We start from the raw sequence: 21,593 nt of genomic DNA, 5'->3' as shown, positions 1-21,593 counted from the left end.
CAGAGAGGAACACCATGACCGCACCGATGATCGTATCGCGCGAAGAATGGCTTGAGGCCCGCAAGCGCCATCTGGAGCATGAAAAGGAAATGACCCGCATGCGCGACCGGCTGGCGCAGGAACGCAGGGCGCTGCCGTGGGTCAGGGTCGAAAAACCCTATGTTTTTGATACGCCACAGGGTGAGAGGGGTCTGCCAGACCTGTTCGATGGCCGCAGCCAGCTTATCATCCATCATTTCATGTTCCATCCCGACTGGGATGCGGGTTGCAAAAGCTGCTCGTTCGACGCGGACCACGCCGAAGGCGCGCTGGTGCATCTGGAAAACCACGACGTTTCATATGTGCGCATCTCCCGCGCGCCACTTGAAAAGATCATGGCCTATAAAAAGCGCATGGGCTGGCGGGCCAGATGGGTGTCGTCTTTCGGGTCCGATTTCAACTATGACTATCACGTTTCCTTCACGCCGGAAGACCTGGCCAAGGGGCATGTGTTCTACAATTACCGCCATGACGAAGGATATGACGAATTGCCCGGCATGAGCGTCTTTTTCAAGGATGCCGACGGCGCTGTCTATCATACCTATTCAAGCTATGCGCGCGGCAACGAAGAAGTCATGGGGGCCTATATGTATCTCGACATCACGCCGAAAGGCCGGAATGAGCACACGATCATGGACTGGATCCGCCGCCATGATGAATACGCGGCGCCCCAGTGACCGCGACCGACTTTTCACTCAAAAAAGCCAGAACTGGAAACCAGATGACAGACCTTGTGACGATCAGCCTGCCGGTCGCCGACCGCCGCAGATCGCATGATTTCTATCGCAGCGCCCTTGATCTTCAAACCATCGGCGAATTGACGGAAGATGGCCTGCCGGAGCCGTTGCAGTTTTCCGTCAATCCCGGTCTGCGCCTGATGCTCGTTCCCGACGACGGCTTTGGCTTCGTGGTCGCACCCAGAAAACCTGCCCTCGGTGGGCCGGTTGAATGCCTGCTGTCACTCAGCGTGCCGACGCCCGCCGATGTCCGCACCCTGAAAGATAAATGGGTCGCGGCGGGAGGCAGCGTTCTGAGCGAACCGTCGCAGAAGCCATGGGGCTTCAACGGCGTATTCGCCGATCCGGATGGTCACCTCTGGATGATCCTCGCGGCACCGTGACGACACAAACAGCAACGCGTTACCGTGTGGCTTTCTGTGGGTGCGTTTGCTGCTGGCCACGATGGCCAGCATGGCGTCCAGCATCCTGCGCCGCCCCGGATCGGCAACGGCGTGAAAGGCGTCCTGAGAGGCGGCGATACGGCCCATCGCTTTCAGATCGGCGAGACACCGAACAGCAGCGCATGCAGGCCACCGATGAAGGCGAGATAAAGCGCAAGACCGCCAACAAGGGCGATGGCGTCCTTGCGGCGCCACGTTTTTCCCGCCACCGCCGCACCGCCTTCGCGCCGGATAAGCGATTGCCGGTTCAGAATGGCCCAGACCAGAAATCCGCCGAAAAGCAACAGATCGGCCAGCGTTCCGTTCGCCATAAGATGCGCCACGCCCCACAGCATGGTCGCAACAAGCATCGGATGGCTGACAATCTGCCCGATGCGCCCTTTCAGATAGGCAGCCAGCAACAGCGGAAAGACCGGAAGCATCACGACCAGCGCCAGATGCCGCAGCGCGGGCAGCGGGGTGTAAAGGATTGGGGTTTCATAACGCGCCAGCGCATAGCCAAGGATGATCAGCACAAAACCCGCGCCCGCGACGCCCGTGTAGGGCCACATCCACGCCCCCCTGCCCCCACCGCGCGCGATGATCCGGGCACGGATATCGGGCACAACGATCCGGACGGAATGGACCCCGAGAAACAGGATCAGGCCGAGGATAAGAAGGGTCATGAGAGGCTCCGGTTTTCGATTGTGAAATATAGTCACTTTTGTTAGAGTCAATAACAAATTCGGAGTGAACATCATGGCCGACAGACGTAGCCAGGTCCGCGCGCGGACATATCAGGAGATCCGGCAGGCCGCGCGCGACCTGCTTGTTGCTGAGGGGGTTCAGGCCGTCACCATCAACGCCGTGGCGCGCCGCATGGGCATGAGCGGGCCCGCAATCTATCGCTATTATGACAGCCATGATGACCTTATCGCCGGGCTGACGGCTGAATTCTATCATGAGGTGACGGCGGCAGTGGCCGACGCGCGCGTGCCCGGTGCCGTGAACCTTGTCCCCATGAGCCGCGCTTTGCGTCGCTGGGCAACCACCAACCGCGCCGGCTTCCGCATGATCTTCGCAAGCCCCCCACTGCCTCAGCCCCCCGGCCCGGCCACACGCGAAGATCGTAAGGCGGCAATCGCTTTTGGCGCGCTGTTCTTTGACGAGGTTGCAGAAATTTGGGATCAGAAGGGCTTTCCGACCCCCAAACCTGCCTCAGTGGCGCCAGCACTCCGCCACCAGCTGGAGCGCTATACCGTCGAAAGTGGCAACAGGATGCCGCCCGAGGCGGTTTATGTTTTCCTGAACTGCTGGATCAGGCTCTATGGCCATTTGTGCATTGAAGTGCTGCACCAGATCGAGTTTGCAATCAGCGATGCTGCGCCCCTTTTTGAAGATTGCCTCAGGGAGCTTTGCGGCTGGCTTGATATCCGATACTATGATGAAAACGCTGGCTGACGGCAATTGGACGCAGAGCACACGCTGAAATGCGTCAGCTTGCGGCGTTCCGGGGCCGGATGTGACCTTCATCCCTGCACATAATACCTGCCGCTCGCAGCGAGATGCCGCAGCTTGTCGGGGTTGCGGACAATCCAGACAGCGACAATTTTGCCTGCGCGGATGCCAATCGCCGTGGTTTGCAGCACATTCCCCGGCTCTCGCGTCACGAATCCTGGCACACCGTTGATCAATCGGAGGGGCGGCACAGGCGGCGGCGGAAGAAGGCGTTTGCGCGCAAGGCCAACGAACAACCCAGCCGCCCGCCTGCGCCCGCGCAGCACGTTTATCGCCGCTGGCACCTTGCCGCCGCCATCGGTGTGAACCTCGATCTCTTCGGCAAAGATATCCGTCAGCGCCTGCATGTCGCCGGTGCGGGCAGCGTGCCAGAAGGCGGCCACAATCGGTGCGGACTGTTCCGGCGGCAGCACCGGGCCGGGGTCGGCCCCGGCCATCCGCTTGCGGGCGCGTGATACCAGTTGGCGGCAGGTTGCGGGCGTGCGCCCGACCACGGCTGCAATCTCGTCAAAGGAATAGTCAAACGCATCGCGCAACAGAAACGCCGCACGCATTTCCGGTGTCAGCCGGTCAAGGGTCAGGATCAGCGCGATCCCCACATCCTCGGCCACGACCCAATTTTGCTCAGTGTCCGGCGCGCTGTCCTGAACCAGCGGATCAGGCAGCCACGCGCCGACATAGCGTTCACGCCGCAGCCGGGCGGATTTGAGGTGATCAAGGCACAGCCGGGCGACAACCGTGCCCAGATAGCGCGCAGGATCAAGGATCCCGGCAAGCGGTTGCGCAGCAAAGCGTATCCACGCCTGTTGCAGGATATCTTCGGTATCCGCCACCGACCCCGTCATGCGATAGGCGAGCCCCGCCAAGCGGCGGCGCTCTCGCTGGAACAGGGTCAGATGCGGGTCAGTCTGCATCAGGGCGCATGGGATGGGTCGCACGAAAGCCGACGGCAAACCGGTTCCAGGCGTTGATCGCGTTGATCACCAGCGTCAGGTCCACACATTCCTGCGGCATGAAGGCGTCGGTCAGTGTGGTGTAATCCGCATCCGGCGCGCCGGTGGCCTCGATCCGGGTCAGGGCCTCTGCCCAGCCAAGGGCTGCGCGCTCTCGGGTGTCGAATGCCGGGCTTTCGCGCCATGCGGCCAGCACATCCAGCTTTTGCTGGGATACACCCGCGTCCCGGGCCGCGGGGGCGTGCATGTTCAGGCAAAAGGCGCATCCGTTGATCTGCGAAACCCGCATATTGACCAGTTCGCGCAACGCAAGGGGTATTGAAAGTGCCTGCGTTTCGGCTGCAAGCGCCAGCATCGCCTTCACCGCCTTGGGTGAAGCCTGGTGGTAGTTCAGTCGCTCAGTCATCTGTGGTTCTCCGCTCTCCGGTCTGACAGAAAACATGACGAGGTATGGGGGCGTTTTGTGACAGGACCGGATCAACCAAATGCGATGCAGAACACGAAAGGTGCCAAATCGGAACGCTCAGCCTCGACAGCAGAGCTGTCTTGCCAAACTCACCGCTGCCGCAGTTGCGCATGCGTGGCCGCACGCTCTGCAATTCTGGCCAGCATTGGGTCGGGAAATTCATGCCCCATGCCCGCAATCACCAGAATCTCTGCGCCATCGATCCCTTCTGCAATGGCCCGCCCGTTCCCGACAGGCAGAAGCGGATCATCTTCACCATGGATCACAAGAACCGGATGTGCGATCTCGCGGAAACGCCCTGTCCAGTCTTCGCGCACTGTCATGCTTGCGTGATTGAACATGCTTGCCGGACTGTCGGTCCGCGCAAGCACCCGTTCAATCCGCGCGCGCGCCTGCACGGCATCAAAAGGCTGGCCCGGCCCTGCGCATAGCTCGTCAATCCGCGCCAGAAAGCTGATCACCGCGTCCCGGTCCGACCAGTCCAGCGTTTGCAGTCCGGAAAGGTGATCGAAGAATTCCTGCGGAATATTCGGCAGCGCCGGACCGTCCCAGCCCAGCGGTTCCGCCGCGACAAGGACAAGCGACCGGACCCGCTGCGGGTGCTGCAGGGCGACCATCTGCGCGATATAGCCGCCCAGCGACATGCCCATCAGCGTCGCGTTTTCCACGCCATAGGCGTCCAGAATGGCGATCACATCGGCGGCCAGATCCTCAACAGTATAGCTGGCCTGCCCGGGCGGCAGCGTGGTGGATTGCCCGGTATCGCGGTGGTCAAACCGGAGCACGAAGAACCCGCGACCGGCAAGGTCTTCGCAAAGCGTTTCCGGCCAGCCCAGCATCGACGCCGTTGCCCCCATGATGAGAAGTATTGCCGGATCACTTGCAGTTCCAAAAGATTGCGTGGCGATCCTTACATCACCTGCGCTGACCATTCGCATGCTCTCTCTCTCCCTCACATCTCTGATCCCGTGGCGCGGTGTCGGTTTCACGGTTCCGGCCCGACAAGGCGCGCCAGCAGATCACGCATTGTTTCCTCATAAAGCAGTCGCTCCGCCCCGCCGTCAACGGCCAGCGCGGCGCGGTCGAACATTGCCGATATAAGGTCTGCAAGCGTATCAACCTGCCCGACCGTCGCGGCCTGCCCCAGTGCTGCCGCGATGCCCAGCCGCAATTCGCGCCCGCCGGTTTCAAGGTCAATCCGGCGCATTGTTTCCGGGCTGAGCACGGCAGGCCCTTCCAGCAGCATCAGCCGCACCCGGCCCGGCACGCGCATCGCGGCAAAATAGGCCTGCGCACCAGCATTCAGCGCCGCCAACGGGGTTTGCGCATCGGCGGACCCTGCCGCGATCCCGGCTGCGATCTGCGCGGCCTCGGCCTCCACCACGGCCAGAAACAGCGCCTGTTTGTCCTTGAAATGATGGTACAGCGCCCCGCGGGTCAGGCCCGCGCGCGCGACCACTTCGGGCGTGCCGGTGGCGGCATAGCCTTTTTCCAGAAACAGCGCGCGCGCGGCACTGATCAATGCGCGGCGGGTTTCCTGGCGGCGGTCCTGATTGGAACGTCTCTCTTGCATACATGCAGCCTGTATGTTAATTCACAGATACATACACACTGTATGCTTTTCGCACAGGAGCGCAAGCAATGAAAATCACCCAGTATTACCCCGTGCTCATGGTGGCCGATGTCACTGCAACCAGCGCCTTCTATCAGGCGCATTTCGGCTTTCGCGCGCTGTTTGCGGCCGACTGGTATGCGCATCTGCAATCGCAGACGGATGAAAACGTCAATCTGGCAATTCTGGACGCCAGCCATGACACCATTCCCGAATGCGCGCGGCACCGCCCGGCATCAGGTGTTCTGCTCAATTTCGAAGTGCCGGACGTGGATGCAGTGCATGACGCGCTGGTGACGAAGGGCCTGCCGGTCCTGCTGTCGCTGCGCGATGAACCCTTCGGCCAGCGGCATTTCATCACGCAAGACCCGAACGGCGTTCTGATCGACGTGATCACACCAATTGAACCCAGCGCGGAATTCATCGCCCAATACGCCGCAGATACCCTGCCCGGATGACACGATTGCCGCGCTGCGGCCCCGTCAAATCCGGGGGCCGCACGTGGTCGCAGGTATCAGCGCATCATTGTTTTTGCATAGGCTTCCAACTGGTCAAGCACCGTTCCCCAGCCGCCGAAAAAGCCCATGTCTTCATGCGATTGGCGGGACTCTGGTGTCCGGTGCCGGGCGATGGCGGTGTATTTCGTGCCGCCGTCCGGTGCATCCTCCAACAGGATGATCGCGGTCATGAACGGGTTTTCGCTGGGCTTCCACCCTTCGCTATAGGTATCGGTGAAGACAAGCTTTTCTTCTGGCACGATTTCCAGATACACGCCCTCGTTCTTCATCTCATTGCCTTCTACATCAAAAACAGTGTTGAACCGCCCGCCAATGCGCAGATTGATCTCGCAGTCTTTCACCAGATGCGGATGCGGCACGAAAAACTGTTTGATGTGTTCGGGCGTTGTCCAGCATTCCCATAACAGGGCGCGGGGTGCGGCCAGGGTGCGTTCCAGTTTCAGGTCAGTTTTCGGGTCCAGTTTCATTCTCTCTCATCCTTTTGAGATTGCTGACATAATCGTCGAAACGGTCAAGGCGGCTGTTCCAGATGGCACGCTGCGCACTCAGCCAGTCATCCATCGGGGCGAAGGCGTCCGGCGACAGGGCGCAGGACCGCACGCGCCCTGCCTTGGTGGTGGTGATCAACCCGGCCTGTTCCAGCTTGCCCAGATGTTTAACAAAGGACGGCAGCGCCATGTCATGCGGCGCGGCCAGTTCACTGACGCTGGCATCCCCCTGCGCAAGGCGCATCAGGATTGCGCGGCGCGTCGGATCGCCAAGCGCGGTGAACAGAAGGTCAAGTGTGGAATCATGCTTAGCCATATAGCTAAGTTATCGACTCCCCTGCCCCAAGGTCAAGCAAAACTTACCCTTTCGGCTAACTTTATCGCCAGCGGGTTCCGACAGCCCCGCCCCGCGCGCATTCCGTCTATCGCGCAGCGCGTTCCAGTTCCGCAATGTCGATCTTGCCCATTCCCAGAAAGGCCTCCATCACCCCGGCCCCCGGCGCTGACAGAAGCGCAGGCAATTGCCTTGGGATGATCTGCCATGACACGCCGAAGCGGTCTTTCAGCCAGCCGCAACGTTCCGCTTCAGGGACCGCTGACAGGGCATTCCAATAGTGGTCGATTTCGGCCTGATCGTCGCAGAACACAACGAAGGAATTTGCTTCGGTGAAGGTGAACGCATGCGCCAGTGCGCTGTCACCGGCCATGAAGGTCTGGCCAGCAAGCTGGAACTGCGCATGCATGACACTGCCTGCCGCGTCAGCACCAGAGCCATCATGCCGAAGGATGCCTTCGACGCCGGAATCGGGGAACAGCGCCGTGTAATGCGTCAGCGCCGCCTCAGCCTGACCTGCCTTGTCCCCGGTGAACAGCAACATGGGCGTCATGGCCTGCCCCCCGGTCTGTGCCAGTGTTCCCAGCGACAGCTGCCACGAAACGCCCCAGCGGTCATCAAGCCAACCGTAACGATCGCTCCATGGATAGGCGTCAAGCGGCATATGGACCTGCCCGCCTTCGGCCAATGCCTTCCACGCATGATCAAGCGCAGCGCGGTCCTCAAACATCAGGTAATATGACACCGCAGGCGTCGGGCGGAAGCGGGGGCCGGCATTCAGCGCCAGCATGCGTTGACCACCCAGCGTGATGTCCACATTCATGGCCGTGCCCTCTGGCTGGCCATGCACCTCGAACCCTGCCTTGCCATAGCGACTGATTTTGCCGATGCGGGAGTCTGGCACAAGCGCTGTGTAAAGTTTCGCCGCGTCCTCTGCCGCGCCGTCAAACCAAAGATGCGGGATTATTTTCTGCATGTCATACCTCCACCATCGGGACAAAGCCACCGGGGACCACGCGCTGGCCGTGAAAGGGCATCGTCAGCCCTGAAAAACATGTGTCCGCCATCATCCGGGGGCTGCCCGCGTTGTGCAACATCTTTTCGGGCCATTGCGCCCCGGATGATGACCCGCCCGGACTGGTTTGCGGATTTATTCCGTTGCGACATCCAGCAAGAGTTCCGCCAATTGTTGCGGCTGCGTCAGCATGGCATTGTGCCCGCCGCCCATATTGCGCATTTCAAACCCGGCGGATGCGGCCTTCCCGGCTTCATCCCCGAACAGGTCGGATGTCTGAATGAATATCCGCCGGAGTTGCGCCACCCTGTCAGGGTCAAACTGCAATTCCTGCTGCAAGGTGCCGATGGGATGATCCGTCAGACGGTCCCCGACAAATGCAGCAAGGGCCGCATCGGTGATGCCGAGTTCCGCAACTGTAAGCATGGGCGGCACATGCTGGTCCACCGCAAGGGCCGCAAGGTCCATATCCCCGATCAGGTTGACGAATGACTGCCCGGAATCCGGCAGAAAGGCGTCCAGATAAACCAACGCACGCAGCTTGTCGGCCATCTGGTCGGCCACGCCGGTGATGACCATTCCCGCATAGCTGTGCCCCACCAGCACAACGTCGTTCAGGTCTTCATAGCGGATGGTTGAAACGATATCGGTGATGTGGGTATCCAGATCGGTAGTGTCAGCTGACAGATGCGCGCGTTCGCCCAGCCCGGTAAGCGTGGGCGTGTACACCTGGTGGCCGTGGCTGCGCAGAATGCTGGCCATCGGCCCCCAGCACCACCCGCCATGCCATGCACCATGGACCAACACGAATGTCAGCGCGGGCGTGGGGCCAGATGCTGAAGCCCGCGGGCCAACAGCTAAGGCTCCTAACGCCAATGCCCCCTGAAGGATTCTGCGGCGCGTGTTGGACAGGTCGGTAACAGAGGTCACTTCGTGTTCTCCTAGCAGGTGTCTTTTCGCGTTGCTTAGCAATAATAACTTGTATATACAAGTTTATATTGGGCAATGAGCAACGCATCGCCGATCAACCAGCCCTGGGACAAAATGACAGATCATCTTGATGCGGCGAGGACCATGTCTGCGGAATGCCTGTTCTTTCGCGTAAGGCGCGCGGCACGGGCGATCACGCACGCCTATGATGACGCATTGCGCCCGACCGGGTTGCAAGCCACGCAGGTCACGCTGATGAACGCGGTCGCACTGGGGCCGGACGGGGCGCAACCGATGGGCAAGCTTGCGGAAATTCTGGCGCTGGACATCTCGACGCTTACGCGCAATCTGCGCGCGCTGGAAAACGCAGGGCTGGTTCAAGTGGGCCGCAGCGACACGGACCGGCGCGTGCGGGTCATTCAGTTGACTGAAGCTGGCAAGGCACGGCTGGTCGCGGCGCTTCCTTACTGGACGCAGGCGCATGGCGACATTGTCGCCGCACTTGGGGCTGAAACTGCAGCCGCGCTTCACGCCGCACTTGATGCGACCGCACGGGCGATGGCAACCAGAGAGGGCGGAACAGCCGGACAAGAACCCGGAAACTGACATTCATCCCCGCATGAAGGTATTGGCGAAGCGTCAGGCACCAAAGGCCCACGGGTTCGGAACACAAGGCAAGAAAGGCGGTATCCCATGCATTGGAACGATGTGGTTACCATGGCATTGCGGTGGCCAGAGGTTGCCGAAGCCACGTCCTATGGCGAACCATCGCTGAAGGTGCGAAAGCGCTTGCTGGCGCGGCTTCGGCTACATGATGACAGTATCGTCCTTTTGGGGGTGCCTGTTGCGGAGCGCGAGCACCTTATCGAACTGATGCCGGAAGCGTTCTTCTGCGAGCCGCATTATGCGGGATATGATATCGTTCTGGCACGGCTTGCACATATCCCCGCCGAAGTCCTGGAACGCATTCTGGAGCGGCGGTGGCGCAGTTCGGCAACGCGCCGCGCAATCGCAGATTTTGACCAGTAGCAATGTTTCGCCGCGCAAGCCTCGCCAGAATTCACTGAATCCCACATTCGCGATTATCCGGTTCGGACCGCTGCGCGGGAACGAATGGCAGGTTCCCTGCCCCCCTTCTGCGGCTTCTCCGGGTACTGGATACAGGATGCGATGTTCAGGAAACCGGCTTCGGCTCTCATGATGCAGGCGCCGGGTTTCCTTATGTGCTGGCGAATGCCCTGTTTCACGGCCGGCATGACGTCCTTGACGACTCATAACTAAACAGCTATCTATTCATCAATAGCCAGGGAGTTATGAAACAATGGGCCAATTGCATGATGACGTATTCCGGTCACTGTCCGACCCCACACGGCGACGCCTGTTTGAAAAGTTGTGCCTTGAAGGTGAACAGACCGTTTCCGCGCTGACGGATGCCGCAGGCATATCGCAACCCGCAGTTTCCAAACATCTTGGCGTCCTCAGGCGTGCGGGGCTTGTCAGCGGTCGTCAGGCGGGGCGCCAGACTCATTATGTCGCACAGCAAGAAGCCCTTGCGCCACTTGTCGACTGGACCAGACGCATGGGCGGGTTCTGGGACAAACGGCTTGACGACATGGAAGACCTGCTGCGGAGAATGGATCAATGACCGCCACGGATATGAATGTGCGCAGCGTGATCAAGGAACGCATCCTTGAGCACCCCCCGGAAAAAGTGTGGCGCGCATTGACGCAGGAACACCTTATCCGGGAATGGCTGATGGCATGTGATTTTGAACCACAGGTCGGACATGGTTTTGCGTTGAATGCGCCATGGGGAACCATCACCTGCGAAGTTCTGGAAATTGAACCACATAAGACGCTGTCCTATTCGTGGCAGGCACAGGGGCTGGAAAGTGTCGTGACCTGGACACTCACCAAGGCGGGTTCCGGCACGCATCTCCGGATGGTGCAGACGGGCTTTGGCCCCGATCAGGAACAGGCGTATCGCGGCGCAACCGCTGGCTGGACGCGGTTTCTCGACAAGCTTGAACAGGTGGTTTCAAACCTTCGCTGACAGGATGTAACAAGAGGCGCAAATGAATATACTTCTCTGGACATTGCAGGCGCTGCTGGCGGCACACACGGCCATTGGCGCAGGCTGGAAGTTCTTCAACTCAGAGCAGACTGTCCCGTCACTCAGCGCATTGCCGCATAGTGTCTGGCTGCTCCTGATCCCCATCGAACTGATTTGCGCGCTCGGGCTGCTTGCGCCTGCTATCGCGCCCGCCATCGGCTATGTCGTTCCGCTGGCTGCAACAGTGATCGTCGGCGAAATGCTGATGTTTGCGGGTCTTCATCTTCGGTCAGGCACTGAAGGGTATGGCCCGGTATACTATTGGCTGGGAGTCGTGGTGATCTGTGCAATCATAGCGGCTGGCCGGTGGTTCCTCGCCCCGTTATGAAGCGACCAGAAGCGTAACGAGATGTCGAATATTTCAACAGTCGCCACATTGCTGGCCAAGCCGGACTGGCACGATGAACGCAGGATGCTGCGTTCCCTCGCCCTTGACAGTGGTCTGGAAGAACATGTGAAATGGGGCAAGCTTTGTTATTCCCATACGGGCAGCAATGTTGCCATCATCTTCGGGATGAAGGACTTCTGCGCCCTTGGGTTTTTCAAGGGTTCGCTGCTGGAAGACACTGCGGGCCATCTGGTGGCGCCGGGACAACATTCGCAGGCAATGCGGCAGCTTCGGTTCAAAAACCTTGATCAGATCAGGGAACACGCGCATTCCGTCACGGCATTCATCGAAAAAGCCATTCAGGCAGAGAAAGACGGGCTGCAGGTTGATTTCAGCGCGAAACACAATCTTCATTACCCCGACGAGTTCCAGGATGCGCTGGACCACGACCCGGAACTGGCGGAAGCGTTCTGGCAACTGACACCGGGTCGCCAGCGCGGCTATGTGCTGCATATCGCGGATGCCAGACAGTCAGAAACACGCATCCGCCGGATCGACAAATGGCGGGATAATATCATCAAAGGCCGGGGGCTGACCGATCGGTGACATTGGTTTCCGCGCGGTAGCCCATCGCTGCAGATATGTCATGATCCGCCCTGCAACCCGGTCAACAACGCACGAAGCGCATCGGCATAGTCATCGTCGCAGAATGCGTCGCGGTCTTTTGGTTCTGCATGCGCACCCATCGCGGTGGCAATTGCGGCCCCATGGGTGAAATCTACAAGGATGTTGACCCAAAGCCGCGCCTTTTGCGCCGTCAGGCCAGCATCAATAAGCAGTTGGGCAATATCGTCGGTGATCCGTCGTGCCTGCTGCGGAAAGACCTCTGGAAGGCTGAAAACAAGCAATGTAAGGCCGGGATGCCGGAGAACCTGACCATGATAGGCGCGCATAAGGGCTTCGATCCGACGAAGGCTTCCCCCTGAATCAGGCGCGGACACGCTGGAATAGACACGTTCCGCCATCGCCGCGACCAAAGCGTCCCGATCCCCGAAATGATGGTAGATCGTCATCGGATTGACCTGCAGCCGCGTCGCCAGCGCACGCATGGTGAAGGCCGCGACGCCCTTTGTATCCAACAGATGCAGCGCAGCGGTCAGCATATCGTCGCGTGATACGGTCGGACTGTCGCGTGGCGGGCGTCCTCTCGGGCGGTTCATGCGGCGATCCGGTAGCGTGACTGGACAAGGCCGGACCCGAAGGCACAGGTGTTCTCATGAACAAGCGGAATATCCGCAGCAAGCGTGCCGAACAGGCGGCGGCCCTGCCCAAGCAGCACCGGCACGCGGGTGATCACCATGTCGGCAATCAGCCCGGCGCGCAGAAATGACTGGATCACGCGCCCGCCATCGACATAGACGCGGCGAATTCCCTGGGCGTCAAGCATGGCCATCGTCACTTCCGGTGACTTGTCCGAGAACCGCACCTTGCTTGCAAGCTCCTCAGGTATCTGCTCATCTTTCAATGAGGAGAACAGGACAAGAACCGGGCGCGTATAGGGCCATGGCCTGACATCCCGCATGCATTCGTAGCTGCCGCGCCCCATGACGATCATATCGATGTCCTTGATAAAGGCATCATATCCATGATCTTCGGACGGGTCGTCCCTCTCCAGCAACCATCCGATATCGCCGTTTTTGCGTGCGATGAAACCGTCCAGACTGGTCGCGATGAACACATGCCCACTGATCATTTCAGCCTCATTAATTATACAATGTATAATTAATTAATGGCAGATTCGCCATTCGTCAACCAGTTGTCTTGGTCAGCAAATAAGGCTCTGGAAAATGGCGCCGAAGCCATAGCACTGGCGCGCATGCCGCCGAAACGTCGCGGCATGACGCTGACAGCCGCCCATAATGTTCAGTTCAGCGCCACGACGGCCACCATTGCAAAAAGCACGGGGGCGATGAGGGGCCGTTCGCGACCGGCATCAGGAAAACTTGTCAATCCTGTCGCGGGTGCCGATGAAATCGATGATTGAAACATTTCCACGGTCATTTTTCCGGTTATCCTGTGTCAAAGGCGCGTTCGTTCATCATCGTTGTGTCGCCGCCAGTTGCACAGCCAGAATGGCAAAGGCTGCGCCAAAGCCACGCCGCATCCAGGTCTGGACCGTTGCACTGCGGATGACATGCTGCCGCAGCGCTGCAGCCATCCCGCCATAGGCCGCGAAGATGACAAAGGTCAGCGCCATGAAAACAAGGCTCAGCGCGATCATGCGGCCTATGGGGTCAACATCATCCGGGGCGACAAAAATCGGCAGGAACGCAAAGAAAAATATCGACAGTTTCGGGTTCAGAACGTTGATTAACACCGCCGATACGATCACCTGCATCCACGTCTTATCCCCCCCCGCCGCGGAGACGCTAAGCATGCTGCGGTCTTTCAGAATCGTCCATGCCATATAAAGCAGATACACAACACCCAGGTATTTCAGGGCCTGAAAGGCCAGTGCGCTGGTATGAAACAGGACCGCAAGACCGCTGATCGCGGCCAGCATGTGCGGAACAATACCCAATGTACACCCAAGCGCCGCAACGACACTTGAACGCGCACCACCAGTCAGACCGGCCGCGATAGTATAAATTGCCCCCGTCCCGGGCGAAGCCACGATGATCAGTGAAGTCAGAAGAAACTCGAATGTCATGGCCGCGTCACCTGCGCCGTGACTATGTGCGGCCATGCGGCGCGCAGGTGGGGCAAGCGGGAGCGGATATCCGGATCATGGTAAAACTGCATGGGTATTCCTATGACGCGATTACATGTTGCCATATGTGCAATGCAAAGATGTGCCCGGTCTTGAACGAAATTGCAGATCAGCACATCGCCGCTGCAAACCGGCCGGGCGTCATGCCATAGGTGCGAACGAACAGCCGGGTCATATGGCTTTGATCGGCAAATCCGGATTCAACCGCCGCATCGGCAAGCGCGGCACCCGCAGCTATTCGCCTGCGCGCCTGTTGCAGGCGTCGTTGTATCAGGTAGGCATGCGGGGTCAGACCGGTTTCTTTCGCGAACCCGCGCAGAAGCTGGAATTCGCTCAATCCGCTGAGCGACGCCAGTTCCGACAATGTGACCAGAGTGGCCGGATCATCGTCTATACGCGCGCGGGCCTGCGCTATCGCCTCTGGTGCTGACGCTGGCGTTGCTTGCACGGGCCGGTCAATCAGCCGCGCCAGCAGCAGGATCAGAGCTTGCCTGCTTTCGATCTCGCTATGCCCACCAGAGGGATCTGTCATCGCGCGGAAAAGGGCCAGGAACCGTGCCGCAGATATTGGGTCACGCAATGTCGGATGTGCCAGTTCGTCAGGGGGGCATTTTTCTTGCGTAACTACAGCCATAAGCCGCGCAATGGGTTCCGGGTCAAAAAAGAGCATGCGCCAGCTACGCCCGCTCCCGTCCACAGGAGAACCGTCGTGAACCTCGCCGGGGTTGACCGTAATCACATCACCGGCCTGCGCTTCGACAAGCCCGCGCCCGCTCATCGATTTCTGTGCTCCGCGCTGAATCACCCCGATTCCGAACTGATCATGCACATGCCGGTTAAATCGATGCGGCGTGTCCGCCGAAACCGCCATAACGCCCGGCATCGTGCAGCGAAAAACCTGGAACTGACCGCTCTCCATTTTCTGAGAATACCTGTCAATGGCCGCGCGTGACAAGTGCCCGAAGGTTGCCCCACTCAGCTGTTTCCCGCGCTGTGGCCATCAATAAATCTGGCAATAGACGCCAGCCAAGGGCCAAATTTCGTCGTCAAATCTGTTTGGAGACAGAGAAATGGCAGCAAAATCCTTTGATGTCAGAATTAAGGACAATTCTGTTGCCAAGCTGCGTTGCTGTCAGTACCTTCGCACCTATTGTCGTTGATAACAGAATTGCACAGAAAATGAGCGTCAAACCCCTCGACCTGACAAATGCAGTAACCTACCACACCGGCGATTTCCCACCGGCAACGCTGGATTATGAGCGTTTGCTCGGCCCGCTGGAGGAGGCAGCAACCGCCATCGCCAGGTATGACGCCAAAATGTCGGGCATGGTGAACAGTGAACTGTTTCTGGCACCGCTGCGACGCCAGGATGCCGTGACATCGTCCCGGATGGAGGGAACGATTTCAACGATAGAGGATCTTTACCGCCTTGAGGCAGAAGAAGACTCGGGGCACGCCGACCCTTACAGGGAAGCACGGAACGACGATGTCGAGACTTACCTTTACTCCCGCGCGCTTCGCAACGCGCAACAGGCGCTCGCAGAAGGGGTGCCACTTGGCGAGCATCTGATCAGGACCGCGCATCAGCAACTTCTGTCTTTCGGTCGCGGTGCCCGTAAACGGCCCGGCAGCTACAAGCTGGAGCAGAACTATATCGGGGACAAGCAGCAGGGAAAAATCCAGTATGTCCCGATCGCGCCCGAACATCTGGCACCGGCGATGGCCGGACTGGTACGTTTCATGAACGAAAGCGCCTTGCGCCCCCTTATCCGGACCGCAATCGCCCATGTCGAATTTGAGGCGCTGCATCCGTTCGAAGACGGAAATGGCCGGATTGGCAGGATGCTGATCACGCTTATGCTATGGAAACTAGGTATTCTCAGCCAGCCGAACTTCTTCGTTTCCGGGTATTTCGAAGCCAACAAAAACGAATATACCGAACGGATGCGCAGCGTTTCCGCCAGCGGTGACTGGACAGGCTGGGTGGTCTTCTTTCTGCAGGCGATGCACGCGCAGGCCACGGTCAACATCCAGACAGCCGATGCAATCCTCGCCCTTCACAGTGAAATGCGCGAGCGATTCCGCGACGTACTGAACTCGCAATTTCATGATCAGGCGCTGGACTTCGTGTTTGCCAGCCCGGTGTTTCGGAACGACCGTTTCGTGGACCGGTCCGGCATTCCGGCATCCTCAGCGCGTGCCCTGTCGCGACGCCTTGTCGACGCAGGTCTGTTGCGCACACTGGAACCAGCGTCCGGGCGGCGCGCCGCGCTCTATGCCTTCGACCCGCTGCTCGATCTGCTGGATGTCTGACGCCATTTACATGTCCGACGTCAGAAACGTTTGCGCAATTGTCAGCCGCCTTGTAGCGCGGCAATCATGCATAGACGCAAAAACAGCCATTTTCTGCCCATGAATCGATTGTTCTCACGCGCGTCATGGCATAGTTGGTGGCCGCATAATGTGCTCAATGGATGGAGATGCGTGGATGCGAACCAAGGTCAGGGAATTTCCATGTCATGACGAAGCGGGCAATGATGCCGTTGTAATTGAGTGGAGCATTCAGGCCGACGGCATCCGGAACAAGCACGCCTGCTGCAAGGAATTCTCACTGGCGGACGGATCACCGGTTGCGCCACTTGGCGGGAAATTCGAGCATTTTTATAGCGGCAAGCTTTTCATACCTAACTGAAGTCAGTCAGCAGTCACCGGGATTTTTAACCCAGATGCACCTGTCCTTCGGGATATCGCACACGCGGGGTGACACGTGTCGCCAGAAAGAACCCCAGCGTCAATGGGCCGACCCTGCCCAGAAACATAACGGCCATGATGACGGCGCGGCCGAAATCATCAAGTTCGCCCGTATAGCCGCGCGACAGACCGACGGTGCCAAAGGCGCTGGCAACCTCAAACGCAATATCGAGGAAGTCACCATCATGGCTGAGGGTCAGCAGGAACACCCCTACAAAGACAAGGATCACGCTGATCGCGGTTAGCGCCATGACTTTCAGAACCTGCTCCAGCCCGATACTGCGCCCGAAGGCCGTCAACTGTGTCTGTCGCCGGAAAAAGGCAATCGTGGCAATCAGCATGATGACAAAGGTTGTCACCTTGATCCCGCCTGCAGTTGATGTCGGCCCACCCCCGATCAGCATCAGCGAGATGAACATCATCGACGTGCTGTCATGCATTGCCCCGATATCTGTCGTGTTGAAACCTGCGGTGCGGGTTGTCACCCCCTGAAACCAGCTGACGACCAGTCGCGCCACCGCGGTGTCATGCTGGCCCAGCGTGCCCGGATTGCTCCATTCAAGGGCAGCAAACATGGCCACTGACCACGGTATCAGAATGCCCGTGCCCACCAGCATGATCTTGGTATGCAACGAGTATTTGCGCCATGTCTTTTTCGTGAACACATCATGCAGCACGACATAGCCGATGCCCCCGATAATGAAGAGCGCGGGGATCACGATATTGACAACCGGATCAGTGGCGAAAGGAACAAGCCCGTCGGGAAATGTCGAGAAACCCGCGTTGTTGAAGGCAGAGATGGAATGGAACAGCGCCTCCCACAGCCCTTGCCACAGCCCGAAACGCGGCACGAAACTGACAGCGAGCGCCACCGCACCCACGATAACACAGACAGCGACAACTTTCAGGATCGTGCGCACCAGCTTCATCAACTGGCCCATGGCACTCTGGTTCAGGTCATCACGCAGATAAAGCTGCCCGGTAATGCCCACCGGAAGGCCCAAGGCAGCCAGCACAAGCACAGCAAATGTCATCAGCCCCAGACCGCCAAGCTGGATCAGGGTGGCGACGACAATCTGACCAAAGAGCGTCAGATCAGCCCCTGTGTCCAGAACCACAAGCCCGGTGACCGTTACCGCAGATGTCGCGGTGAACAGCGCATCTGACCATGTTATGGTGGTTGTGGCCGCAGAGGGCAGCTTCAGCAGGCTGGCCCCGATGACAATCAGAACACCATAAAGCGCCGCGAGGATCAATGGCGGCGGCGTCCGGCGAAAGCGCTGTGACAGGCGGCGTGACATAGGGTTGATCTGATTCAGAAGCGACTAAAGCGTGTCGCCAAAGCGGCGCAAATCCGCACGCTTGCCAAGAAGGATAAGCTTGTCATCTTTCTTCAGCGCCAGACCAGCCTGATCACAGGCATGAAATTCAGTTCCGCGCATCAGACCAAGCAGGCGCAGGTCATGCTTCTTGCCCACGCCAAGGGCGGCAAGCTCCTTTCCGTCCATCCGTTCGGGCACAAGGATGTTCACAACACTGAACCCGTTGCCAAGGCTGACATAATCCTGAACGACAGGGTTGTTCAGCATCTGGGCGATATGCCGACCCATTTCCTGTTCAGGCAGGATCACGCGGTCTATACCCAGTTTGGTCAGGATCCTGTGGTGGGCCTTGTTCGACGCTTTTACCCAGATCGTACTGATCCCCAGCATTTTAAGGTTCATCGTGCTCAGGATGCTGGCCTGAATATCGCGGCCGATCGCAATCAGCGCCACGTCATAGCGGTCGATTCCCGCTTCGCGCAATGCCGCCTCATCCGTGGTATCAAGGATCATTGTGGATGTCAGCACGTCTGACAACTGGGACACCCGACGCTCATCACTGTCCACGCCAATGACCTGATTTCCGAACCGTGCCAATTCTGTGGCGACAGCACTTCCAAATGCCCCGAGGCCAATGACAGCAAAGCTCCGTGTTTCACGGCTCATCCGCCAATCCTTCTTTTGACTTGAACGGCACGCTGCATCGCAGCACACGCAGTGTCAAGGGGAACCGGTTCTTTTGTCGTCAATCCGCAACCGACCCGATGGCTGTTTATGTCAAGTTTCAGGCCACCTCTTTCGCTGGCCCTGACGCACGTCACGTTCAACCGCATGCGCGCGGGCATCATCATCTCATGCGTCCGATTCACGGATCACGCGCGCGCCGATCAGATGACGGCGTGTCAGCCATATCACAAGCGCTGGAATGATCAGCCATTGCAGAAGCGGGCTTAGCCCCGTGCCGAAGGGCGGCACCAGCGGCATTGCGTCCGAATAGGTCCAGCGCAGGCTGATATTGGTGTAGTAATATTCGAACCCGATGGTCAGGGCGACCCCCACAGCCACAAATATCGCGACGGGCAGGCGCGTGGGCCGGCAAATCCAGTCGCGGCTGCGCGCCGCAATGCTGGCGGTCCAGAAGGCGGTCAGCGCGAAACCGACATCCCCGAATGTTGCCGATATGCAAAGCTTGATCGCCTGCCAATGCGCCATCGCGGCCATTCCGGTATAGGTCGGCACCTGCACGAACTCCCAGACGAAATGCAGCAGGAAGGAAAAGAAGGCGACGGGCAGTTCGGGCACCTCCCACAGGGCTGGCGGGCGGGTGCCTGGCCCAGTACGCGCCGCGATGTCATTCTCAGCATCCATCAGGCGGCCTCGACCGACCCGACCAGCATCAGCCTTATCCCGGTGCCGGTTCTGGCCAGAACACCCGCCCCCCGCCCCGCGCGGGTCAGGCGAACGCACCTGTCCACATCCTTGATGACGGCATCTTCGATCCTCCGGTCATGTGTCGTATTCATGGCCTGTTCCTTTTCATGTCATCAGGTATTTGATCAACGCAGCGATCACGAGGACCAGAACCGCCGCGATCAGGACCATCCAGATCCAGTGCAACCCCATGTTCCAGCCATCCATCATTCCTGATCCGTTCATCATGATTGCCTCCTTCTTTTTCCGGGGTCCGGAACTGCCGACAGCAAACCGTCGGCAGTCGCGCCGGACAGGTTCAGTCGATCTGCCGGAACAAGCCCGGGTAGCGGTTGAATGACAGGCGCTGAACCAGCGATCCGTCGGTCGTGACAATTTCGGCTGTGATGCTGCCGTCTTGCGCTTGCGCGACTTCTCCCAGTTCAAGGCGCGGGTTGGCGTGGCGTTCCAGCTGTTGCGACAAGAACGCTTCAACGCGCGCAGGCGTCATTTCGGTGACGCCCCCCTGCGGCATGCCATAAATCGCATCCGGGCCAAGGCCGTGCCCGCCCATCGCACCTTGTTGGCCACGCATCATCCGCCCCATGGGCATTCCGCCTTGGCCCATCATTCCATGCGCCATGGGGCCATCCGGCATGCCGCCCATTCTTGCGGGCATGTTATCGTCGCCCTGCATCCCCCTTTCACGCATCATGCGCATCATCATCTGCATCATATCCGGCGACATCATGTCCATCATGCCATGCATCTGCGCATCATCCGGCGCGGCCGCGCCGTTCCCGGCATCGGGGTGATGGGCTGCGTGATCATCACTGCTTGCCTGGGCAAATGCCGGTGCGCTGAATGCAAAGATCATCGCTGCAGCAAGGATCTGTGTTGGTCCGGTACGTGTTTTCATTGGTCTTCTCCAAGGTTGGGTGGTGAAATGGGTGTGGCTCAGTCCGTGCCGAACTGATGCCAGCTGCGCCCGCCATCATCTGAAGCAAGGATTTCGCCCAGTTGCGTTGCCGCGAATGCGCGGTCAGGATTGGCCGGATCAGCGGCATAATGGAGCACGAAGCGCTGTTCGAAATCGGGATGCAGCTGTTCCCATGCACTGCCATCCTCTGCTCTGCGCACCAGTCCTTCGCCAAGAATGAAGGCATGGATCATCCCGTCTGCCAGCACCTCTACGAAGGTGACAGGCGCGTCTGTGGGATGGGCGCACTGCCAGTCGCGTGCATCCGCGTCGCTGACAAAAAGCCCTGTCTCCGTCGCGGCATAAAGCCGTTCTGCGGACTGCGCCGATGCGGCGATACTGATCAGGCCGGGCGGCGCATCCGCGACCTGTTCCCATATCCGGCCCCCGTCGCGGCTGCGCTGCAAGCCCCCATAATTGCCCCAGACCACAGATGGATCGGCCTTGCTGATGTCCATCTGATGGAAATCCACCGGCCCGTTCACCCCGTCCGAAAGTTTCGTCCAACTCGCGCCCCCGTCACTGCTGGCGATTACCCCCAGATTGCCACCATGTGCAGGGTGTCCGCTGGCAAGGAACCCAGCTGGCGCCACCGGGTCGGCGACAAACCCCATCAGATCGTCGCTATGGTCCGATATCTGGACGGTCAGGCCCGTATCCAGATCCAGCGCATGCAACCCGTGATGGGTGGCGATCAGCAACCGCCCGCTGTCTTGGCCGTCGACCGCAAGACCGTGGATATGCGTGCGCGCAAGCAAATCGGTCAACGGGGTTCCGGCGCGCGCGCCTGCCCCAAGGGTCACAAACAGCCCGGCACCTGCAATAGCAAGCACACCGCCAACCAGCAGGGCACGCCGCGACAGGAAGGTATATGTTTTACCATTCATAG

General features: G+C 59.3%; 33 protein-coding genes. 12 read left to right on the top strand and 21 right to left on the bottom strand.

Annotated elements, in window-relative coordinates; translation table 11 throughout:
• Window positions 1–14 precede the first annotated feature (14 nt).
• The gene (locus PUT78_RS06930) at window positions 15–716 is read left to right on the top strand and encodes a DUF899 domain-containing protein (protein ID WP_274351510.1); all 702 of its coding nucleotides are present in this window, start codon (window positions 15–17) and stop codon (window positions 714–716) included.
• Window positions 717–760: 44 nt separating this feature from the next.
• A complete protein-coding gene (locus PUT78_RS06925; protein ID WP_274351509.1) occupies window positions 761–1,159 on the top strand; it encodes a VOC family protein in 399 nt (132 codons plus the stop codon).
• A gap of 152 nt (window positions 1,160–1,311) precedes the next feature.
• Here PUT78_RS06925 and PUT78_RS06920 read toward each other — a convergent pair whose 3' ends face one another.
• Window positions 1,312–1,884 (bottom strand): NnrU family protein, encoded by a 573-nt coding sequence (locus PUT78_RS06920; RefSeq protein ID WP_274351508.1) that lies wholly within the window; start codon window positions 1,882–1,884, stop codon window positions 1,312–1,314.
• Window positions 1,885–1,957: 73 nt separating this feature from the next.
• Between PUT78_RS06920 and PUT78_RS06915 the strand changes: the two genes are divergently transcribed.
• Window positions 1,958–2,659 (top strand): TetR/AcrR family transcriptional regulator, encoded by a 702-nt coding sequence (locus PUT78_RS06915; protein ID WP_274351507.1) that lies wholly within the window; start codon window positions 1,958–1,960, stop codon window positions 2,657–2,659.
• Between the two features lie 68 nt (window positions 2,660–2,727).
• Here PUT78_RS06915 and sigJ read toward each other — a convergent pair whose 3' ends face one another.
• The 4 genes from sigJ to PUT78_RS06895 form a co-directional block, all read right to left on the bottom strand.
• On the bottom strand, window positions 2,728–3,630 hold the full coding sequence (gene sigJ / locus PUT78_RS06910) for an RNA polymerase sigma factor SigJ (protein ID WP_274351506.1): 903 nt from the start codon (window positions 3,628–3,630) through the stop codon (window positions 2,728–2,730).
• Window positions 3,620–4,075: a carboxymuconolactone decarboxylase family protein gene (locus PUT78_RS06905; RefSeq protein ID WP_274351505.1), complete on the bottom strand. Its 456-nt coding sequence runs from the start codon at window positions 4,073–4,075 to the stop codon at window positions 3,620–3,622. The genes sigJ and PUT78_RS06905 overlap by 11 nt, the downstream gene beginning before the upstream one ends.
• Window positions 4,076–4,224: 149 nt before the next feature.
• Window positions 4,225–5,073, bottom strand: a complete 849-nt coding sequence (locus PUT78_RS06900) for an alpha/beta fold hydrolase (RefSeq protein ID WP_274351504.1) — start codon at window positions 5,071–5,073, stop codon at window positions 4,225–4,227.
• Between the two features lie 47 nt (window positions 5,074–5,120).
• Window positions 5,121–5,708: a TetR/AcrR family transcriptional regulator gene (locus PUT78_RS06895; protein ID WP_274351503.1), complete on the bottom strand. Its 588-nt coding sequence runs from the start codon at window positions 5,706–5,708 to the stop codon at window positions 5,121–5,123.
• 68 nt (window positions 5,709–5,776) lie between these two features.
• Between PUT78_RS06895 and PUT78_RS06890 the strand changes: the two genes are divergently transcribed.
• Complete coding sequence (locus PUT78_RS06890; protein ID WP_274351502.1) at window positions 5,777–6,205, top strand: VOC family protein; 429 nt, start codon at window positions 5,777–5,779, stop codon at window positions 6,203–6,205.
• Window positions 6,206–6,261: 56 nt separating this feature from the next.
• Here PUT78_RS06890 and PUT78_RS06885 read toward each other — a convergent pair whose 3' ends face one another.
• The 4 genes from PUT78_RS06885 to PUT78_RS06870 all read right to left on the bottom strand — a co-directional run bounded on the left by PUT78_RS06885 (window position 6,262) and on the right by PUT78_RS06870 (window position 9,032).
• A complete protein-coding gene (locus tag PUT78_RS06885) occupies window positions 6,262–6,732 on the bottom strand; it encodes an SRPBCC family protein (RefSeq protein ID WP_274351501.1) in 471 nt (156 codons plus the stop codon).
• On the bottom strand, window positions 6,710–7,069 hold the full coding sequence (locus PUT78_RS06880) for an ArsR/SmtB family transcription factor (RefSeq protein WP_274351500.1): 360 nt from the start codon (window positions 7,067–7,069) through the stop codon (window positions 6,710–6,712). Before PUT78_RS06880 ends, PUT78_RS06885 begins: the two co-directional genes overlap by 23 nt.
• Before the next feature lie 106 nt (window positions 7,070–7,175).
• On the bottom strand, window positions 7,176–8,063 hold the full coding sequence (locus PUT78_RS06875; RefSeq protein WP_274351499.1) for a VOC family protein: 888 nt from the start codon (window positions 8,061–8,063) through the stop codon (window positions 7,176–7,178).
• A gap of 174 nt (window positions 8,064–8,237) precedes the next feature.
• Window positions 8,238–9,032, bottom strand: coding sequence for an alpha/beta fold hydrolase (locus PUT78_RS06870; RefSeq protein WP_274351498.1), 795 nt, complete (start codon window positions 9,030–9,032; stop codon window positions 8,238–8,240).
• 114 nt (window positions 9,033–9,146) lie between these two features.
• On the opposite strand from PUT78_RS06870, the gene PUT78_RS06865 reads away from it, so the two are divergent.
• The 6 genes from PUT78_RS06865 to PUT78_RS06840 all read left to right on the top strand — a co-directional run bounded on the left by PUT78_RS06865 (window position 9,147) and on the right by PUT78_RS06840 (window position 12,078).
• Window positions 9,147–9,638 carry a MarR family winged helix-turn-helix transcriptional regulator gene (locus PUT78_RS06865; protein WP_274351497.1) on the top strand — a complete coding sequence of 164 codons (492 nt, stop codon included), beginning with the start codon at window positions 9,147–9,149 and terminating at the stop codon, window positions 9,636–9,638.
• Window positions 9,639–9,725: 87 nt separating this feature from the next.
• Complete coding sequence (locus PUT78_RS06860) at window positions 9,726–10,061, top strand: MmcQ/YjbR family DNA-binding protein (protein WP_274351496.1); 336 nt, start codon at window positions 9,726–9,728, stop codon at window positions 10,059–10,061.
• Window positions 10,062–10,353: 292 nt separating this feature from the next.
• Window positions 10,354–10,677, top strand: a complete 324-nt coding sequence (locus tag PUT78_RS06855; protein ID WP_274351495.1) for an ArsR/SmtB family transcription factor — start codon at window positions 10,354–10,356, stop codon at window positions 10,675–10,677.
• Window positions 10,674–11,084 (top strand): SRPBCC family protein, encoded by a 411-nt coding sequence (locus PUT78_RS06850; RefSeq protein ID WP_274351494.1) that lies wholly within the window; start codon window positions 10,674–10,676, stop codon window positions 11,082–11,084. Before PUT78_RS06855 ends, PUT78_RS06850 begins: the two co-directional genes overlap by 4 nt.
• Window positions 11,085–11,106: 22 nt before the next feature.
• On the top strand, window positions 11,107–11,472 hold the full coding sequence (locus PUT78_RS06845; protein ID WP_274351493.1) for a DoxX family protein: 366 nt from the start codon (window positions 11,107–11,109) through the stop codon (window positions 11,470–11,472).
• A 21-nt stretch (window positions 11,473–11,493) separates the two neighbouring features.
• Window positions 11,494–12,078, top strand: coding sequence for a YdeI/OmpD-associated family protein (locus PUT78_RS06840; RefSeq protein ID WP_274351492.1), 585 nt, complete (start codon window positions 11,494–11,496; stop codon window positions 12,076–12,078).
• Between the two features lie 38 nt (window positions 12,079–12,116).
• On the opposite strand, the gene PUT78_RS06835 is transcribed toward PUT78_RS06840, so the two are convergent.
• The 5 genes from PUT78_RS06835 to PUT78_RS06815 form a co-directional block, all read right to left on the bottom strand.
• Entirely contained in the window at window positions 12,117–12,692 is a 576-nt protein-coding gene (locus PUT78_RS06835; protein WP_274351491.1) for a TetR/AcrR family transcriptional regulator, read from the bottom strand.
• A complete protein-coding gene (locus PUT78_RS06830; protein ID WP_274351490.1) occupies window positions 12,689–13,225 on the bottom strand; it encodes a dihydrofolate reductase family protein in 537 nt (178 codons plus the stop codon). Before PUT78_RS06830 ends, PUT78_RS06835 begins: the two co-directional genes overlap by 4 nt.
• A 170-nt stretch (window positions 13,226–13,395) precedes the next feature.
• Window positions 13,396–13,533: a hypothetical protein gene (locus PUT78_RS06825; RefSeq protein ID WP_274351489.1), complete on the bottom strand. Its 138-nt coding sequence runs from the start codon at window positions 13,531–13,533 to the stop codon at window positions 13,396–13,398.
• A 37-nt stretch (window positions 13,534–13,570) separates the two neighbouring features.
• Window positions 13,571–14,182 (bottom strand): LysE family translocator, encoded by a 612-nt coding sequence (locus PUT78_RS06820; protein ID WP_274351488.1) that lies wholly within the window; start codon window positions 14,180–14,182, stop codon window positions 13,571–13,573.
• Between the two features lie 169 nt (window positions 14,183–14,351).
• The gene (locus PUT78_RS06815) at window positions 14,352–15,161 is read right to left on the bottom strand and encodes an AraC family transcriptional regulator (RefSeq protein ID WP_274351487.1); all 810 of its coding nucleotides are present in this window, start codon (window positions 15,159–15,161) and stop codon (window positions 14,352–14,354) included.
• A 260-nt stretch (window positions 15,162–15,421) separates the two neighbouring features.
• Between PUT78_RS06815 and PUT78_RS06810 the strand changes: the two genes are divergently transcribed.
• A complete protein-coding gene (locus tag PUT78_RS06810; RefSeq protein WP_274351486.1) occupies window positions 15,422–16,555 on the top strand; it encodes a Fic family protein in 1,134 nt (377 codons plus the stop codon).
• Between the two features lie 175 nt (window positions 16,556–16,730).
• Window positions 16,731–16,934 carry a hypothetical protein gene (locus PUT78_RS06805; RefSeq protein WP_274351485.1) on the top strand — a complete coding sequence of 68 codons (204 nt, stop codon included), beginning with the start codon at window positions 16,731–16,733 and terminating at the stop codon, window positions 16,932–16,934.
• Window positions 16,935–16,959: 25 nt separating this feature from the next.
• Here PUT78_RS06805 and PUT78_RS06800 read toward each other — a convergent pair whose 3' ends face one another.
• The 7 genes from PUT78_RS06800 to PUT78_RS06770 form a co-directional block, all read right to left on the bottom strand.
• A complete protein-coding gene (locus PUT78_RS06800; protein WP_274351484.1) occupies window positions 16,960–18,294 on the bottom strand; it encodes a TrkH family potassium uptake protein in 1,335 nt (444 codons plus the stop codon).
• 24 nt (window positions 18,295–18,318) lie between these two features.
• Complete coding sequence (locus PUT78_RS06795; RefSeq protein WP_274351483.1) at window positions 18,319–18,981, bottom strand: potassium channel family protein; 663 nt, start codon at window positions 18,979–18,981, stop codon at window positions 18,319–18,321.
• A gap of 186 nt (window positions 18,982–19,167) precedes the next feature.
• Window positions 19,168–19,683, bottom strand: a complete 516-nt coding sequence (locus PUT78_RS06790) for a hypothetical protein (RefSeq protein WP_274351482.1) — start codon at window positions 19,681–19,683, stop codon at window positions 19,168–19,170.
• Window positions 19,683–19,838 (bottom strand): hypothetical protein, encoded by a 156-nt coding sequence (locus PUT78_RS06785; RefSeq protein WP_274351481.1) that lies wholly within the window; start codon window positions 19,836–19,838, stop codon window positions 19,683–19,685. Before PUT78_RS06785 ends, PUT78_RS06790 begins: the two co-directional genes overlap by 1 nt.
• Before the next feature lie 13 nt (window positions 19,839–19,851).
• Window positions 19,852–19,974 (bottom strand): hypothetical protein, encoded by a 123-nt coding sequence (locus tag PUT78_RS06780; protein ID WP_274351480.1) that lies wholly within the window; start codon window positions 19,972–19,974, stop codon window positions 19,852–19,854.
• A gap of 70 nt (window positions 19,975–20,044) precedes the next feature.
• Window positions 20,045–20,644, bottom strand: coding sequence for a hypothetical protein (locus PUT78_RS06775; protein ID WP_274351479.1), 600 nt, complete (start codon window positions 20,642–20,644; stop codon window positions 20,045–20,047).
• Window positions 20,645–20,682: 38 nt separating this feature from the next.
• On the bottom strand, window positions 20,683–21,591 hold the full coding sequence (locus PUT78_RS06770) for a WD40/YVTN/BNR-like repeat-containing protein (RefSeq protein WP_274351478.1): 909 nt from the start codon (window positions 21,589–21,591) through the stop codon (window positions 20,683–20,685).
• Window positions 21,592–21,593: the final 2 nt, after the last annotated feature.

The sequence above is a fragment of the Roseinatronobacter alkalisoli genome (assembly GCF_028745735.1).
GTDB classification, from domain to species: domain Bacteria; phylum Pseudomonadota; class Alphaproteobacteria; order Rhodobacterales; family Rhodobacteraceae; genus Roseinatronobacter; species Roseinatronobacter alkalisoli.
Note: the sequence above shows the minus strand (reverse complement) of the source record. Positions and strands in the feature narration are given on the sequence as shown.

Excerpts from the sequence above, each read along its gene's own strand:
- PUT78_RS06875 (WP_274351499.1), bottom strand. The coding sequence starts at position 8,063 with ATGCAGAAAATAATCCCGCATCTTTGGTTTGACGGCGCGGCAGAGGAC.
- PUT78_RS06825 (WP_274351489.1), bottom strand. The coding sequence starts at position 13,533 with ATGACCGTGGAAATGTTTCAATCATCGATTTCATCGGCACCCGCGACA.
- PUT78_RS06855 (WP_274351495.1), top strand. The coding sequence starts at position 10,354 with ATGGGCCAATTGCATGATGACGTATTCCGGTCACTGTCCGACCCCACA.
- PUT78_RS06860 (WP_274351496.1), top strand. The coding sequence starts at position 9,726 with ATGCATTGGAACGATGTGGTTACCATGGCATTGCGGTGGCCAGAGGTT.
- PUT78_RS06805 (WP_274351485.1), top strand. The coding sequence starts at position 16,731 with ATGCGAACCAAGGTCAGGGAATTTCCATGTCATGACGAAGCGGGCAAT.
- PUT78_RS06780 (WP_274351480.1), bottom strand. The coding sequence starts at position 19,974 with ATGATGAACGGATCAGGAATGATGGATGGCTGGAACATGGGGTTGCAC.
- PUT78_RS06830 (WP_274351490.1), bottom strand. The coding sequence starts at position 13,225 with ATGATCAGTGGGCATGTGTTCATCGCGACCAGTCTGGACGGTTTCATC.
- PUT78_RS06810 (WP_274351486.1), top strand. The coding sequence starts at position 15,422 with ATGAGCGTCAAACCCCTCGACCTGACAAATGCAGTAACCTACCACACC.
- PUT78_RS06930 (WP_274351510.1), top strand. The coding sequence starts at position 15 with ATGACCGCACCGATGATCGTATCGCGCGAAGAATGGCTTGAGGCCCGC.
- PUT78_RS06770 (WP_274351478.1), bottom strand. The coding sequence starts at position 21,591 with ATGAATGGTAAAACATATACCTTCCTGTCGCGGCGTGCCCTGCTGGTT.
- PUT78_RS06865 (WP_274351497.1), top strand. The coding sequence starts at position 9,147 with ATGACAGATCATCTTGATGCGGCGAGGACCATGTCTGCGGAATGCCTG.
- PUT78_RS06840 (WP_274351492.1), top strand. The coding sequence starts at position 11,494 with ATGTCGAATATTTCAACAGTCGCCACATTGCTGGCCAAGCCGGACTGG.
- PUT78_RS06795 (WP_274351483.1), bottom strand. The coding sequence starts at position 18,981 with ATGAGCCGTGAAACACGGAGCTTTGCTGTCATTGGCCTCGGGGCATTT.
- PUT78_RS06790 (WP_274351482.1), bottom strand. The coding sequence starts at position 19,683 with ATGGATGCTGAGAATGACATCGCGGCGCGTACTGGGCCAGGCACCCGC.
- PUT78_RS06890 (WP_274351502.1), top strand. The coding sequence starts at position 5,777 with ATGAAAATCACCCAGTATTACCCCGTGCTCATGGTGGCCGATGTCACT.
- PUT78_RS06915 (WP_274351507.1), top strand. The coding sequence starts at position 1,958 with ATGGCCGACAGACGTAGCCAGGTCCGCGCGCGGACATATCAGGAGATC.
- PUT78_RS06835 (WP_274351491.1), bottom strand. The coding sequence starts at position 12,692 with ATGAACCGCCCGAGAGGACGCCCGCCACGCGACAGTCCGACCGTATCA.
- PUT78_RS06850 (WP_274351494.1), top strand. The coding sequence starts at position 10,674 with ATGACCGCCACGGATATGAATGTGCGCAGCGTGATCAAGGAACGCATC.
- PUT78_RS06800 (WP_274351484.1), bottom strand. The coding sequence starts at position 18,294 with ATGTCACGCCGCCTGTCACAGCGCTTTCGCCGGACGCCGCCGCCATTG.
- PUT78_RS06880 (WP_274351500.1), bottom strand. The coding sequence starts at position 7,069 with ATGGCTAAGCATGATTCCACACTTGACCTTCTGTTCACCGCGCTTGGC.
- PUT78_RS06785 (WP_274351481.1), bottom strand. The coding sequence starts at position 19,838 with ATGAATACGACACATGACCGGAGGATCGAAGATGCCGTCATCAAGGAT.
- PUT78_RS06925 (WP_274351509.1), top strand. The coding sequence starts at position 761 with ATGACAGACCTTGTGACGATCAGCCTGCCGGTCGCCGACCGCCGCAGA.
- sigJ (WP_274351506.1), bottom strand. The coding sequence starts at position 3,630 with ATGCAGACTGACCCGCATCTGACCCTGTTCCAGCGAGAGCGCCGCCGC.
- PUT78_RS06820 (WP_274351488.1), bottom strand. The coding sequence starts at position 14,182 with ATGACATTCGAGTTTCTTCTGACTTCACTGATCATCGTGGCTTCGCCC.
- PUT78_RS06775 (WP_274351479.1), bottom strand. The coding sequence starts at position 20,644 with ATGAAAACACGTACCGGACCAACACAGATCCTTGCTGCAGCGATGATC.
- PUT78_RS06895 (WP_274351503.1), bottom strand. The coding sequence starts at position 5,708 with ATGCAAGAGAGACGTTCCAATCAGGACCGCCGCCAGGAAACCCGCCGC.
- PUT78_RS06815 (WP_274351487.1), bottom strand. The coding sequence starts at position 15,161 with ATGGAGAGCGGTCAGTTCCAGGTTTTTCGCTGCACGATGCCGGGCGTT.
- PUT78_RS06900 (WP_274351504.1), bottom strand. The coding sequence starts at position 5,073 with ATGCGAATGGTCAGCGCAGGTGATGTAAGGATCGCCACGCAATCTTTT.
- PUT78_RS06920 (WP_274351508.1), bottom strand. The coding sequence starts at position 1,884 with ATGACCCTTCTTATCCTCGGCCTGATCCTGTTTCTCGGGGTCCATTCC.
- PUT78_RS06905 (WP_274351505.1), bottom strand. The coding sequence starts at position 4,075 with ATGACTGAGCGACTGAACTACCACCAGGCTTCACCCAAGGCGGTGAAG.
- PUT78_RS06885 (WP_274351501.1), bottom strand. The coding sequence starts at position 6,732 with ATGAAACTGGACCCGAAAACTGACCTGAAACTGGAACGCACCCTGGCC.
- PUT78_RS06845 (WP_274351493.1), top strand. The coding sequence starts at position 11,107 with ATGAATATACTTCTCTGGACATTGCAGGCGCTGCTGGCGGCACACACG.